At 69.1% G+C, this 14,168-nt stretch carries 12 protein-coding genes, 1 other RNA gene and 2 pseudogenes; 9 read left to right on the plus strand and 6 right to left on the minus strand.

The features are described from left to right. The 5 genes and pseudogenes from HUV06_RS09120 to HUV06_RS09140 all read right to left on the minus strand — a co-directional run. Window positions 1-112: pseudogene (locus HUV06_RS09120) on the minus strand (16S rRNA (cytosine(1402)-N(4))-methyltransferase); the annotation flags it as partial. Window positions 113-150: 38 nt separating this feature from the next. After that, window positions 151-621: a division/cell wall cluster transcriptional repressor MraZ gene (locus HUV06_RS09125; protein WP_174300961.1), complete on the minus strand. Its 471-nt coding sequence runs from the start codon at window positions 619-621 to the stop codon at window positions 151-153. Between the two features lie 234 nt (window positions 622-855). Further along, an RNA gene (rnpB, locus tag HUV06_RS09130) (RNase P RNA component class A) lies at window positions 856-1,261 on the minus strand. 51 nt (window positions 1,262-1,312) lie between these two features. Continuing rightward, complete coding sequence (locus HUV06_RS09135) at window positions 1,313-2,071, minus strand: N-acetylmuramoyl-L-alanine amidase (RefSeq protein WP_371811040.1); 759 nt, start codon at window positions 2,069-2,071, stop codon at window positions 1,313-1,315. After that, the gene (locus tag HUV06_RS09140) at window positions 2,050-2,370 is read right to left on the minus strand and encodes a hypothetical protein (RefSeq protein WP_254601003.1); all 321 of its coding nucleotides are present in this window, start codon (window positions 2,368-2,370) and stop codon (window positions 2,050-2,052) included. Before HUV06_RS09140 ends, HUV06_RS09135 begins: the two co-directional genes overlap by 22 nt. 115 nt (window positions 2,371-2,485) lie before the next feature. Here HUV06_RS09140 and HUV06_RS09145 point away from each other — a divergent pair, with 115 nt between their 5' ends. The 5 genes from HUV06_RS09145 (at window position 2,486) to HUV06_RS09165 (ending at window position 8,639) form a co-directional block, all read left to right on the plus strand. Beyond that, entirely contained in the window at window positions 2,486-3,550 is a 1,065-nt protein-coding gene (locus HUV06_RS09145) for a retroviral-like aspartic protease family protein (protein ID WP_217433747.1), read from the plus strand. A gap of 105 nt (window positions 3,551-3,655) precedes the next feature. Then, complete coding sequence (locus HUV06_RS09150; protein WP_174300963.1) at window positions 3,656-4,330, plus strand: hypothetical protein; 675 nt, start codon at window positions 3,656-3,658, stop codon at window positions 4,328-4,330. 21 nt (window positions 4,331-4,351) lie between these two features. After that, window positions 4,352-5,554 (plus strand): pyridoxal phosphate-dependent aminotransferase, encoded by a 1,203-nt coding sequence (locus tag HUV06_RS09155; protein ID WP_174300964.1) that lies wholly within the window; start codon window positions 4,352-4,354, stop codon window positions 5,552-5,554. A 22-nt stretch (window positions 5,555-5,576) separates the two neighbouring features. After that, a complete protein-coding gene (locus HUV06_RS09160) occupies window positions 5,577-6,602 on the plus strand; it encodes a hypothetical protein (RefSeq protein WP_174300965.1) in 1,026 nt (341 codons plus the stop codon). 12 nt (window positions 6,603-6,614) lie between these two features. Continuing rightward, a complete protein-coding gene (locus HUV06_RS09165; protein WP_174300966.1) occupies window positions 6,615-8,639 on the plus strand; it encodes a biotin carboxylase N-terminal domain-containing protein in 2,025 nt (674 codons plus the stop codon). Window positions 8,640-8,684: 45 nt separating this feature from the next. Here the strand turns inward: HUV06_RS09165 and glk are convergent, their stop codons facing one another. Further along, entirely contained in the window at window positions 8,685-9,632 is a 948-nt protein-coding gene (glk, locus tag HUV06_RS09170; protein WP_254601004.1) for a glucokinase, read from the minus strand. 90 nt (window positions 9,633-9,722) lie between these two features. Here glk and zwf point away from each other — a divergent pair, with 90 nt between their 5' ends. The 4 genes and pseudogenes from zwf to HUV06_RS09190 form a co-directional block, all read left to right on the plus strand. Continuing rightward, a complete protein-coding gene (gene zwf, locus HUV06_RS09175; protein WP_174300968.1) occupies window positions 9,723-11,213 on the plus strand; it encodes a glucose-6-phosphate dehydrogenase in 1,491 nt (496 codons plus the stop codon). Window positions 11,214-11,262: 49 nt separating this feature from the next. Then, entirely contained in the window at window positions 11,263-11,967 is a 705-nt protein-coding gene (pgl, locus tag HUV06_RS09180; protein WP_174300969.1) for a 6-phosphogluconolactonase, read from the plus strand. A gap of 16 nt (window positions 11,968-11,983) precedes the next feature. Beyond that, window positions 11,984-13,825 carry a phosphogluconate dehydratase gene (gene edd / locus HUV06_RS09185; RefSeq protein ID WP_254601006.1) on the plus strand — a complete coding sequence of 614 codons (1,842 nt, stop codon included), beginning with the start codon at window positions 11,984-11,986 and terminating at the stop codon, window positions 13,823-13,825. After that, window positions 13,822-14,168: pseudogene (locus HUV06_RS09190) on the plus strand (keto-deoxy-phosphogluconate aldolase); the annotation flags it as partial. The gene edd and the pseudogene HUV06_RS09190, both read left to right, overlap by 4 nt.

Below are 14,168 nucleotides of genomic sequence, written 5' to 3' on the forward strand. Positions count from 1 at the left end.
CCTCGGCCCCGGCGGCGAGGAAGGCGCGGCTGTAGCCGCCGGCGCCGAAGGTCGCATCGACGATCCGCGCGCCGGGCGAGGGGGCGGCTGCGGCCACCACCTCGTCCAGCATGACTGAGAGATGCGGGCGATCGGCTGCGGCCGCCTCGCTCACGCCGGCGCGATCCGCGCGCGCTGAGCGGCGCGATGGGCGGCCAGTCCGTCGCGGGCGGTCTCGCGCTGCTGCTCCTTGTACGTGCGGTAGCTCGCCTGCGACCAGATCTGGAACCGGTCGCCCAGGCCCACCACCGCCACCCAGTCGGTCAGCCCGAACTGCTCGCAGAGCGCTTCTGGCAGCACGATGCGTCCCGCCGTATCGAAGGCCAGCTGTCGCATCTGGCCCAGCACCGTGAACTCCAGCGCCGAGCGTAGAGGGTCGCCGAAGGGCATCTCCTCCATCAACGCCTGGTAGCGCTGGAGCAGGGCGTGGCCGCCCCCTTCCAGGCAGTCCGCCTCGATGCACGGAAAGCAGAAGACCCCGTCGAAGCCTGCCGCCGCTGGGCCGGCCGCCGCACGGAACTCCTGCGGCACGACGATCCGCCGCTTCGCATCGAGCTGCTTCTCGAAGGTTGAGAGGAACACCCGCCACCCGATCCCCCGGCCTTACGCCGACCGCAGTCCTCGCGCTCGAAGCACTGGGCCAAACTGGGTTAACACGGGATTATCTGGGCTGCAATGACACCAAGAGGCCATTTTGGCGCAGCAGTAAGTCTAGACCGAAGTCCACCAAAGTTCTGAACAAGATATGAACAGAACATACATAGAACAGAATGCGTGTGCAGGAAGGCGATGGGTGTCGCTGCGTTGCAGCGCGAGTGGGCCAGACGGCCTGTAAGCCGGGTTCTGTGCCGCTCCCATGCGAGCATGGAGGCGCGGCGGCCATTCCTCTGGACCGGCCCTTGCGGGGCGGTTCTCGCGACCAACCCGGACGATAGGGGCCTGCGACAGCCCTGCCTGCACCGAGGTGCAGGCGCATCGTCCCTATTCGGTCTTGCTCCAGGCGGGGCTTGCCATGCCGTCCCGGTCGCCCGGTCCGCGGTGGGCTCTTACCCCACCCTTTCACCCTTGCCCCTCGCTCTACTCACGCGCGAGAGGGGCGGTTTGCTTTCTGTGGCGCTGTCCCTGGGATCGCTCCCGGCGGGCGTTACCCGCCGCCTTGTCGCCGTGGAGCCCGGACTTTCCTCTCCCTCCTTGCGGAAGGAGCGACCGCCCGGCCGTCTGGCCCGCGTTCGGAATGGGCCGGAATGACACCGGGGTCAACCGGACCGACGGGTCAGCCGGCGTGAAGTCGCAGCAGCGCCATCAGCCTCGCCCGGCTCTCGCCGTCCATGACGCCGTCCACCCGCTCAGGCCGCCAGTGACGCTGGAAGGCCTCCACGATCACGCCCGTGGCCGGGTCGAACACGCCGGATGAGGCGCAGTCATAGCCCAGTCGGGTCAGCCCGCCCTGAACAATGAAGACGCCCGGCCCCTCTTCTCCCTGTGAGAGCGGCGGCCCCGGCGCCGATGCGGGTTCCACCCACAGGCCGTGGCCAGCCTCGGCCAGCCGTTTCCAGGCAAACAGCGGTCCCGGATCGATCTTGCGCGCCGGAGCGACATCGGAGTGGCCGACGATGTCCCCATCAGCGATCGTCCAGCGGGCTCGCATCTGGTCCAGCAGGGAGAGGAGCGCGTCGATCTGGATGGCGGTGAACGGCACATAGCCGTGCTCTTCGCCGGGATTGACCAACTCGACGCCCAGCGAGCGGGCGTTGATATCGCGGTCGCCTTTCCAGAACGAAACCCCCGCATGCCACGCCCGTCGTTCCTCCGCCACAAGGCGGAACACGCGACCGTCTCGCTCGATCACATAGTGGGCGGACACCTTGGCTACGGGATCGCGCAGCCGCGCCAGGGCGGCTTCGCCGTTCTGCATGCCGGTATAATGGACCACCACCATGTCGGGCGGGGCTGTGCGGGCGTCGAAGTTGGGAGAAGGCGCCTCGATCAGGCCGCCGGACCAACCGTCGCTCAGCGGCTGGGCCGATCCCAACTGTAGGCCACCCAGGCATGGCCCCCATGACGGACGGCGAGGACCGCACGCCGGGCGGCAGACCTGGGCCGCATGCGCCAGGCCAAGGCGGAAAGCGCCAGCAGCGCGGTGGCCAAGGCCATGATGACCGCCAGGGTCGCGGCGAACACCACCGCGATCGCGACACCGACGGCGAGCGCAAGGATCATGACGAGACCACCCATGACGCCGGCCATGCCTGACCTGAGGGCCGGCGTCAGGTTGTACGTACGGCCTCGGACCGCCAAGCCCTGATCCGTCCACCGCGCTGCGTCGTTCATCATCCTGGCGTCTCCGGAGAGCAAACGCAGACGAGAAAACCTTGTTGCGATCTTAATGTCGATTCGATGAAGGCGCTCGTCAACGACTTTGCTGCGGCTTGACGCGACTGCGTGGATGCAATCTGTTCGCGGCGGGGTTGAAGGGCAAGGTGATATGCGACGTTGGTTGGCTGCAGTGTTCGTGGCGTTGGCGGCGTCGACGCAGGCGCACGCCGCCTGCAAAATCGGATTGGTCGCCGATCTTCCCCTTGAGCCTGACCCGTATCGCGCGCTGGTGAAGGGCGCTGTGAATGGACGGCCTGTCGTGTTCATGCTGGATACGGGAGCTTGGGCCAGCGCTATGCCTTACCCGGATGCGAAGCGGCTGGGGATCAAGCTGGTCCCGTCGTTCAAATTCGACTCCGAAGGCATCGGTGGTCGAACAGATAGCATGCTCGGCCATTTCGATATGAAGCTTGGTCAAGCCGACCTGCCCAATGAATTGGTGACCGTCATCAACATGCACTCGCTCGACCATCAGGCCGTCGCTGTTGTCGGACGCGAGTTGTTGGGTGGGTGGGACCTCGAACTTAATCTTCCTGAAAACGACGTACGGATCGAGAAGGTCGCCGGATGCCGCTCGACAGAGCTCGCCTACTGGAACAAGCCCTATTCTCAGGCGCGTCTGGAAGCGGATGGCTCTTCCCGATCTGCGATCCTGGTCACCGTGCTGCTGAACGGGCGCGCGGTGACGGCCATGATCGATAGCGGCGCTACGCAATCTATAGTCACTCCCGGCGCCGCCATGAGCGCCGGCATCAACCTGGCCAAGGCCGAAGACGGAGACGAGGTCGGCGGTATAGGTCACAATCACCTCTCCTCGAAGGTCGCGACCTTCAGCACGTTCGCTCTGGGCGATGAGACCATCAAGAACGCCAAGTTGGTTGTTGCGGAGATGTGGCAGTACAATCGGAAGGAGGAGACGGGGACGCGCCTCGGGCCGATGACTCGCGACAGCACCGAGCCTAGGATGCTGCTCGGCGCCGACTTCCTCAGGGCGCATAGGGTGTTGATCGCCAACAGCATGGGGCTGATGGTGTTCAGCTATGTGGGCGGTCCGGTGTTCGATATCTCACAACGCAGCGAGAAGGGAACGTCTGGCGCCACGCCGCCATCTGCGCCGCCCGCGCAGGGTCAGTAGCTCTCATGGGAGACGGGAGCCGATGTCGCGCTAGGCCTTGTCTGGCCGGCGCAGCGCAATACAAGACGCCCGTCACGGGCGCCGCCCCGCCCACTGGATAGACCCATGCTCGCCTACATACTCGCCCTCGCGATCGCCCAGGCGGACCCGGCGCCCGCCCAGGCGGCGGATGCGGCGCCCGCAGGCGCGGCTCCGGCCAGCGGGGTGTCGGCGGGCGATGCGGATACGCCCAAGGGCGCGCCCGTCGGCGATTACGACTTCGTCGCCTGGTGCCATGGCGCCCTGACGGGTCACATGGCGCTCTACACGCAGGTCAAGCCCGAACTCACCAGCATCGAGCGGCCGGACGAGGTCGCCACCGATGAGAAGAACGACCATGCCCAGATGCAGGCGGGGCGCGACTACCTGGCGCTCTACACGCGCGCCCTGGACGGCGTGGACCACACCCATCGCGCCCTGACGGAGCGCCGCCGGTCTGCCGAGGCGAAGGGCCAGGCGATCTGGGACGCCGCCAAGGCCGCCGACGCGCGTACGCGCATGTGGTCGTGGCTGCTGTGGGACCTGCCGGGCCGCTGCGAGACGGCCGCCAAATCGCTGCAGACCCGCGCCGGCATGCTTGCTGCGCTTCACAGCCCCGCGCCTACGCCTGACGCGCCGATCGGGGACCCCGCGCCCGCCGGCGAACCGCCGAAGAACATCGACGACGCTCTCAGCACCGCGCCTGCGGCCGCCGCGCCTCAACCGGCCGACGGGCCGCCCAGCCTCCGCGGGCCCCAGTAGACCCGCCGCCGAGAACCAGCCATGCCGCTCGAGTCGCCCGCGCTCAACCGGGTCAAACCCTCTTCCACCATCGCGGTCAGCGCCAAGGCCCGCGCCCTGAGCCGCACCGGCCGCGACGTGATCGGCCTGGCCGCCGGCGAGCCGGACTTCGACACGCCTGACAACATCAAGGACGCCGCCATCCGCGCCATCCGCGAGGGCAAAACCAAGTACACCGACGTGGATGGCCTGCCGGAGCTGAAGGCGGCCATCGCCGCCAAGTTCGCCCGCGAGAACGGGCTGACCTACGCGCCGTCCCAGGTGAACGTCTCCCCCGGCGGCAAGCCCGTGATCTATAACGCCATGGTAGCCACCCTCGGACCCGGTGACGAGGTGGTGATCCCCACCCCCTACTGGGTCTCCTATCCCGACATGGTGCTGCTGGCCGGGGGCGAGCCGGTGTTCGCACCGACCACGGTGGAAAACGGCTTCCTGCTTACGGCGGAGGACCTGGAGCGGGCGATCACGCCCAGGACCAGATGGCTGATCCTCAACTCGCCCTCCAACCCCTCGGGCGCCGTTTACACCCGCGCGGCGCTCCAGGCCCTGGCCGAAGTGCTGCTGCGCCACCCGCAGGTGTGGGTGCTCACCGACGACATGTACGAGCATCTGCTCTATGACGGCATCCAGTTCTCCACCATCGCGCAGGTGGAGCCCGCCCTCTACGAACGCACCCTGACCATGAACGGGGTGTCCAAGGCCTACGCCATGACAGGCTGGCGCATCGGCTACGCCGCCGGGCCCGAGCCCCTGATCAAGCTGATGGGCAAGGTGATGAGCCAGTCCACCTCCAACCCCTGCTCGATCTCGCAGTATGCGTCCGTCGAGGCGCTGAACGGGCCGCAGGGTTTCCTGGCCGAGCGCGCCAAGGCGTTCGAGCGGCGTCGGGACCTGGTGGTCTCCATGCTGAACCGGGCGTCCGGGCTGCATTGTCCCAAGCCCGAGGGCGCCTTCTACGTCTATCCGTCCTGCGAGAAGCTGCTCGGCAAGCGGGCGCCGTCGGGTCAAGTGATCGCGTCCGACCTGGACTTCACCAACGCGCTGCTTGAGGCCGAAGGTGTTGCGGTGGTGCAGGGAGAGGCGTTCGGCCTGTCGCCCTTCTTCCGCATCTCCTACGCTACCTCCGACGCGATCCTGGAAGACGCCTGCGCCCGCATCCAGCGCTTCTGCGCCAGCCTGACCTGAGCTCCTGGCCCAGGGTTCGGCCGTGATCGCCGCCTTCGGCGCGGGCCTGCTTGCAGCCCTGCTCGTCGCCGCCAGCCTCTCCGGGCTGATAGCCTGGTGCGGCCCGGTGGACCCGCCGCGGTCGCGGGGATCGCATGGCCGGCCCACGTCGACTTCAGGCGGGCTGGCGATCCTGTCGGGCGCGAGCCTGGGCGCTGCGGTGACCGCCACCCTCCTGCCGCATGGGCGCCATGACCAGGCGCACGAAGTGGCGGCGATCCTTGGGATCGCAGGGAGCCTCGGGCTGCTCGGCGCGGTGGACGACATGGTCGATCTTGGCGCCAGGGCCAAGCTGCTCATCCAGATGGCCGTGGCGCTGGGCTTCGCCCTCACGGTGGCGAGGATCGAAGCGGTCCCTCTGTTCGGGACCATCGCCCTGCCGCTCGGGGTCTGGATCGGCGCGCTCGGCACCGCCCTGTGGATCGTGGTGGCCACCAATGCGGTGAACTTCATGGATGGCGCCAACGGCGTGGCGGCCGGTGCGCTGGCGGTCGCCCTGGCGGCCCTCGGCCTGGGCGCGGCCTTCGCCGGGGAGCCGCTTGTCGCTGCGGCGGCGCTGGCGGGAGCCGCCGCAAATGCGGGCTACCTGCCGTGGAACCTGGCAGGACGGCTGTTCCAGGGCGATGCAGGCGCCCTGTTCTCGGGCTTCCTGTTCGCCGGACTCGCAGTGGTGGCCGAGCGCGGCGGCGCGGGTCTGTATCTGTTCTTCGCACCCCTGGCTCTGCTGCCCTTCCTCACCGATGTCCTGCTGACCCTTCTGCTCCGCGCCCGACGGGGCCAGAGCTTGCTCGACGCCCATCGCGACCACCTCTACCAGCTCTGGCTGCAGAGAACCGGCAGGCCGCATGCGGCCCTGGCCTGGCGTATCGGCGTGATCATGGCCGGGTTCAGCCTCTATGCGCTCGGTGTACAGCAAGCCCCCGCGGGACTACGACCGGCGCTGTTCTGCGTCGCGCTTGGCGTGTGCGTCGCGGGCTGGACCGGCTGGCGCGCGCGGCTGGAGCGCTGAGGAGGGGCCGCCATGCTGCAGCGTCTGCTGATCGCCAACCGCGGCGAGATCGCCCGGCGCATCATCCGCACCTGCCGCCGCCTGGGCGTGGAGACAGTGGCCGTCTATTCCGACGCTGACGCCGGCGCGCCCTTCGTGGCCGAGGCCGACCAGGCGAGCCGGCTCGGCCCCGCGCCGGCTCGGGAGAGCTACCTCGACGTCGGCAAGGTGCTGGCCGCCGCCCGAGCGGCCGGTGCGGACAGCCTCCATCCGGGCTACGGCTTCCTGTCTGAGAACGCAGCCTTCGCCGGGGCGGTGGTCTCCGCGGGCCTGGTCTGGGTCGGACCGCCGGCTTCGAGCATCCGCGCCATGGGCCTGAAGGACGCGGCCAAGGCGCTGATGAGCGCCGCGGGCGTGCCGGTCACCCCCGGTTACCAGGGCGACGACCAGACATCCGGACGGCTGCAAGCCGAGGCCGACCGCCTCGGCTACCCCGTGCTGATCAAGGCGGTGGCGGGCGGCGGCGGCAAGGGCATGCGCAAGGTGGACGCGGCCGGCGACTTTGCGGCGGCGCTGGCCTCCTGCCGGCGCGAGGCGGCGGCGAGCTTCGGCGACGACCGGGTGCTGATCGAGACCTACGTCACCCGCCCCCGCCACATCGAGGTGCAGGTCTTCGCCGACACCCACGGGAACGCGGTCCACCTGTTCGAGCGCGACTGCTCGCTGCAGCGCCGCCACCAGAAGGTGATCGAGGAGGCGCCCGCTCCCGGCATGGACGCCGCCACCCGCGAGGCGGTCTGTGCTGCGGCCGTGCGCGCTGCGAAGGCCGTGGCTTACGAGGGCGCGGGCACCGTTGAGTTCATCGCCGACGCCAGCGAGGGCCTGCGGGCGGACCGCATCTGGTTCATGGAGATGAACACGCGGCTCCAGGTGGAGCATCCGGTGACCGAGGCGATAACGGGTGAGGACTTGGTGGAGTGGCAGCTCCGCGTCGCCTCCGGCGAGCCTCTACCTAAGCGCCAGGACCAGCTGTCCATGACCGGCCACGCCATGGAGGCGCGGCTGTATGCAGAGAACCCGGCCTCAGGCTTCCTCCCGTCGACGGGCGTGCTGGAGCACCTGCACCTGCCTTCCGGCGTGCGGGTGGACAGCGCGGTGGAGGAGGGCTCGGAGGTCACCCCCTTCTACGACCCCATGATCGCCAAGCTGATCGCCCATGCGTCCACGCGCGAAGGGGCCGCCGCCAAGCTGGCCAATGCCTGCCGCGAGGTGGAGGTCTGGCCGGTCAAGACCAACGCCGCCTTCCTCACCCGCTGCCTGGACGAGCCGGACTTTGTCGCTGGGCGGGTGGACACGGGTTTCATCGGCGCGCGGCATGAAGCGCTTACCGCAGAACAGCAGCCTGTGAATGTTACCTATGCTGCAGCGTTTGGAATGGCTGCACGAGTTGCAGCAATCACTGAACTTAATAATCGTGTCGACTTAAAGTTCAACGAACCTTGGGAAGCGACACCTGAGGGACTTTACGGGTTTCGTCTGAACGCCTTACCGGTTGCTCGCTTCCAGTTGCGGAACCGGGCGGGAGAGTCGTTGATCGGCGCGATCTTTCCTCGCCCACTTCGACGAGGATTTTCTTTTGAATACGACGTCGAGCTGAATGGTCATCGTTTTAGCTTTCTCACAGATGAGTCGCGGCGGGGCGGAGCGGTTGATGGCCAGCATGTCAGCACCTTCGTCGAGAACGATGAGGTTGTAGTCGCTTTCCAGTCTGGTGAAGCTTTCGAGTTCACCTTCCCGGCGATCTCCGCCGATGGCGACATGAGCGCGGGCTCGGATGGTGAAATCACCTCGCCCATGCCAGGCCGCGTCGTGGCCGTTCAGGTGGCCAAAGGAGATCGCGTGGCCAAGGGCGCGCCCCTGCTCACCCTCGAAGCCATGAAGATGGAGCACGTGCTCACCGCGCCCTTCGACGCGATGGTGGCCGAGCTGGACGCCGAGGCGGGTGGACAGGTGGCCGAGGGCGTGGTGCTGGTGAAGCTCGATGCGGTTGAGCCTTGAGGCCCAATCGCAATCGGTAGCGATATGCGTAGACCCATCTCCCCGCTACCGCCGCAGGCTCTCCGCCGCGCCGAGCAGCGCCAGATAGGGGTGGGTTACGACCTCGGTCGGAATGGCCGCCAGATAGCTCGCCAGCCGGCCCTTGCGCTCGAAGGCGGCGCGGAAGCCTCCCTCCGCCAGGACGTTCAGGATGCGCGGGGCGATCCCTCCGGCTATCAGCACGCCCCCCACCGCCCCGTAGGCGAGGGCGAAGTCACCCGCTGCGCTCCCCAGGATGCTGCAGAACCGCCGCACTGTCGCCAGGGCCGCGGCGTCGCCCGACTTGGCGGCGGCGACCACCTCGGCGGCGTCGTTGCACTCTACCCGGCCCCCCTCGATCTCGCCCAACGCTGCGTGCAGGTTCAGCAGGCCTGGACCTGACAGCACGCGCTCCAGTGACACACGCCCGAACCGGCGCGCCAGGATGCGCCAGACCTCCAGCTCCACCGCGTCGGAGGGCGCGAAACCCATGTGGCCGCCCTCGGTGACCAGCACGGCCGAACCGCGGGCGTCCACGCAATAGGCGGCCGCTCCAAGGCCTGTGCCAGGTCCCAGCACGGCGACCGTGCCGGGGCGCCGTGCCTTCGCCGACCCGATCGCCACCTTGTCGGCAGGGGTGATCCGGGGCGCCGCCAAGGCCAGGGCCTCGAAGTCGTTGAGCACCGACGCCCGCGCAAAGCCCGCTTCCCGCAGATCAACTTCCGACACGCGCCAGGGCAGGTTGGTGAAGTCCGCCACGCCTTCGATCACCGGCCCGGCCACCGCCACGGCGATGTCCAAAGGCGTGCAGTCCGCCGGCAGGCGCGCAAGATAGGCGTCCAGCAGCGATTTGAGATCGGCATGGTCGCGGCAGGCCAGGGTCGCCGGCGGCGCCTTAAAGCGATGGTCGGCGAGATGCAGCACGGCGAGACGGGCGTGGGTGCCGCCGATGTCGCCCACCAGGACCAAACTCAATCCCGCCTCCGTGTCAGCCGTAGCCCCTCCTACGCGAGCCATGTTAGCCCTGTCATGCGTCGCGGCCAGGGCGCGCGTATCCGAGCCGTCATGTCTTCCTCAGCCGCCCATCGTTCCGGCCGATCTCACGCCGCAGCTCCGGACGCCTTGATGCTGTTCGGGGCCACAGGCGATCTGGCGCTCAGGATGCTGTACCCCTCGCTCTACTTCCTGGACGCCGCCGAGCTGTTGCCCCCAGGCATGCGGGTGATCGGCGCCGCGCGTTCGGAGCTGGCGCACGACGACTTCCTGCAGAGGGTGCGCGAGGCGCTGGAGGTGCGCGCGGACGGCGAGGTTTCGGAGGCAGCCTGGGCGCGGTTCTCAGCGCGCCTGGTCTACGTGTCCTTCGACGCCTCCAAGCCCGAGAGCTTCCTGGCTCTGGCCAACGCCTTGGAGAACGCGAGCCGCACCATCTTCTATCTCTCCACCTCGCCCGGCCTGTTCGGGCCGATCTGCACCGGGCTCAAGGCCGCGGGCCTGGCTCATGCCGGCAGCCGCATGGTGGTGGAGAAGCCGATCGGGCGGGACCTGAAGTCCTGCCAGGCCATCAACGACGTGCTCGCCGACGCGTTCAGCGAGGACCGCATCTTCCGGGTGGACCATTATCTGGGCAAGGAGGCGGTGCAGAACCTTCTGGCGCTCCGCTTCGCCAACACCCTGTTCGAGCCCCTCTGGAACAAGTCCGCCATCGACCACGTGCAGATCACCGTGGCCGAGACGGTGGGGGTGGAAGGCCGCTGGGACTATTACGACGATTATGGCGCGTTGCGCGACATGGTGCAGAACCACCTGCTGCAGCTGCTTTGCCTGGTGGCCATGGAGCCGCCGGCGAGCCTTGAGCCCGACGCGGTGCGCAGCGAGAAGATCAAGGTGCTGCAGTCGCTGCGCCCCATCCACGGCCGCGAGGTGGAGCGGAGCACCGTGCGGGCCCAGTACGCCGCGGGCGTCGCCGACGGGCGCTCGGTCCCAGGCTACGCCGACGAGGCGGGGGGCAGGCCGGACACCCAGACGGAGACCTTCGTGGCGCTGATGGCGCACGTGGACAACTGGCGCTGGGCCGGCACGCCCTTCTACCTGCGCACCGGCAAGCGGCTGCCGGAGCGGTCTTCGGAGATCGTGATCCAGTTCCGCAGCGTGCCCCATTCCATCTTCAGCGGTTCGGACCTGGTGGCCAACCGGCTGACTATCCGCCTGCAGCCGGAGGAGGACATCGCCCTGACCCTGATGAACAAGACGCCGAGCCTGGAGCACGGCGGCATGGAGCTGACGCCGCTTTCGCTCAACCTCAGCCTCAGCCACGCCTTCAAGGACAAGCGCCCTCGGCGGATCGCCTACGAGCGGCTGCTGCTGGAGGTGATCCACGACAACCAGACCCTGTTCGTGAGGCGGGACGAGCAGGAGACCGCCTGGCGCTGGATCGACGCCATCCGCACCGCCTGGGACCGCCAGGCCGTCAAGCTGGCCACCTACGGCGCGGGCGCGTGGGGACCGGCCGGCGCCTTCGCGCTCATCGAGCGCCACGGCCACAGCTGGGCGGACTGAATATGACGCAGGGTGAGCTCATCTTTACTCACCTTGAGGGGGAGGGAGGATGACGCCCTTTTACCTCGTCGAGGTGGCCGATCCGCAGACCCTGGCCGCTCGCCTCGCCGACGACGTTGCATTCCGCCTTGCAGAAGCCATGGCGCTGCGCGGGGTCGCCAGCCTCGTGGTCCCGGGCGGCTCCACGCCTGGGCTGCTGTTCGACGCCCTGAGCAGGCGCGAGCTGGCCTGGGACAGGGTCATGGTCACGCTGAACGACGAGCGCTGGGTCGATCCGCCCGATCCGGCCAGCAACGAACATCTGGTGCAAACCCGCCTTATCACCGCCCGCGCCGCCGCCGCGCGATTCGTGGGGCTGAAGACCGCCGCCGGACGCGCCGCCGACGTGGTCGCAGAGGTGGAGCGTCGGCTAGCCGCCGTCCCGCAACCCTTCGACGTCATGCTGCTCGGCATGGGCGAGGACGGCCACACCGGTTCGCTGTTCCCGGGTTCGGCCGCGTTGAAAGCCTCCCTCGGCGGCGACTCGGCCCGGGTGCAGGCCGTGCAGGCGCCGGGCGCGCGCGGGTCTACGGAGCGGATGACGCTGTCCCTGCCGGCGCTGCTGGACAGCCGCTTCATCGCCCTGCTGATCACCGGGCGGGCCAAGCTCGACGCCCTGCGACGCGCCCAGGCGCCGGGCGATCCGCTGGATCCGCCTATCCGCGCCGTCCTGCAGCGCGCCCGCGTTCCGGTCCACGTCTACTGGTGCGCCTGAGCCGTCCGCGACCCACATGAGCGACATGACCGACATCTCGCCGCCCGCTGTCCCCCTGAACCCCGGGCTCGCCGAGGTCACGGCCCGCATCGTGGAGCGCTCCCGCGACAGCCGCGCCGACTATCTCGCCCGCACGGGCGAGGCGCGGGCCAAGGGCCGGGGCAGCCACCTGATGTCGTGCGGCAACCTGGCCCACGCCTTCGCCGCCTCGCCCCTCATGGACAAGCGGCTGCTCAAGGAAGGGCAGGCCGTCAACATCGGGATCGTCAACGCCTACAACGACATGCTCTCGGCCCACCAGCCGCTGGGCGCCTACCCCGACATCATCAAGGCCGCCGCCCGGGAGGAGCGCTGCACCGCCCAGGTGGCCGGCGGCGTGCCGGCCATGTGCGACGGCGTCACCCAGGGCCAGCCAGGCATGGAGCTGTCGCTGTTCTCGCGCGAGGTCATCGCGCTCTCCACCGCCGTTGCGCTCAGCCACAACATGTTCGACGCCGCCATGTGCTTGGGCGTTTGCGACAAGATCGTTCCCGGGCTGGTCATCGGGGCGCTGTCCTTCGGCCACCTGCCAGTCGTCTTCGCTCCCGCGGGGCCGATGACCTCGGGCATCCCGAACAAGCAGAAGGCCATGGTGCGCGAGCAGTTCGCCGCCGGCCAGGTTGGCCGCGACGCCCTGCTGGAGAGCGAAGCGGCCTCCTACCATGCAGCCGGCACCTGCACCTTCTACGGCACGGCCAATTCCAACCAGATGCTGATGGAGCTGATGGGCCTGCACCTGCCCGGCGCGGCCTTCGTCAACCCGGGCACGCCGCTGCGCGAAGCCCTGACCCGCGGCGCGGCCCGGCAGGTGATCGCGCTTGCCCGCGAGGGACAGGGGCTGATGAGCCGGGTGATCGATGAGAAGGCGGTGGTGAACGGGCTGGTGGGGCTGATGGCCACCGGCGGCTCGACCAACCACACGCTCCACCTCGTAGCCATGGCGGCGGCTGCGGGAATACAGATCAGATGGGATGACTTCGATGCGGTGAGCGCGGTGACGCCGCTGCTGGCGCGCATCTATCCGAACGGCCCGGGTGACGTGAACCACTTCCACGCCGCCGGAGGCATAGCCTTCCTGACCCGCGAGCTGCTCGACGCAGGCCTGCTGCACCCCGACGTCACCACCGTAGCCGGACCGTCGCTGCGGGCCTACGCCCGCGAGCCGGGCCTGGAGGGCGACGCGCTGGTCTGGCGCGAGGCGGCGGCCCGGTCGCTGGACTTGGACATGCTGCGCCCGGCCTCCAACCCCTTCCAGCCAGAAGGTGGGCTGCACTCCCTCGATGGGAACCTCGGACGCGCGGTGATCAAGACCTCCGCCGTCGCGCCGGAGCATCAGGTGGTGGAGGCGCCCGCACGCATCTTCCACGACCAGAACGATTTCCTCGCGGCGTTCAAGCGCGGCGAGCTGGACCACGACTTCGTGGCCGTCGTGCGCTTCCAGGGTCCGCGCGCCAACGGCATGCCCGAGCTGCATAGCCTGACGCCTGCGCTCTCCCTGCTGCAGGACCGGGGGCGACGGGTGGCGCTGGTCACCGACGGGCGCATGTCCGGCGCCTCGGGGAAGGTGCCGGCCGCCATCCACCTGACGCCGGAGGCGGCTGCCGGCGGCCCGATCGCACGGGTGCGGGACGGTGACCTCGTCCGCCTCGACGCCCCGGCCGGACGGCTGGAGGTGCGCGCGGACCTGTCCGCACGTGAGCCGGCCCACTTCGTCCAGCCGCAGTATGGCCTGGGCCGCGAACTCTTCGCCCCCTTCCGGGCCATGGCGGGCGACGCCGAGCGCGGCGCCAGCCTCTTTCCCCACGAGCTTTCCGCATGACGCCTGCGGCCGCCGCCCTCACCTCAGACACCCTGATGCGCATCAGCCCGGTGATCCCGGTGCTGGTGGTCGAGGACGCCGGCGCCGCGCCCGAGCTGGCCCGGGCCATCGTGGCGGGCGGCCTGCGGGTGCTGGAGGTGACGCTCCGCACGCCCGTGGGCCTCGCCGCGATCACCGCCATGGCCGAGGCGGCGCCGGACGCCATCGTGGGCGCGGGCACGGTGCTGAACGCCGAGCAGCTGAAGCGCGCGGTGGACGCCGGCGCCCGCTTCATCGTCAGCCCGGGGCTCACCGAGGGCGTTGCGCGCGCCGCTGAAGCGGCGGGCGTTTCGCTGCTGGCGGG

The sequence above is a fragment of the Caulobacter sp. S45 genome, assembly GCF_903642205.1.
Lineage (GTDB): Bacteria > Pseudomonadota > Alphaproteobacteria > Caulobacterales > Caulobacteraceae > CAHJWH01.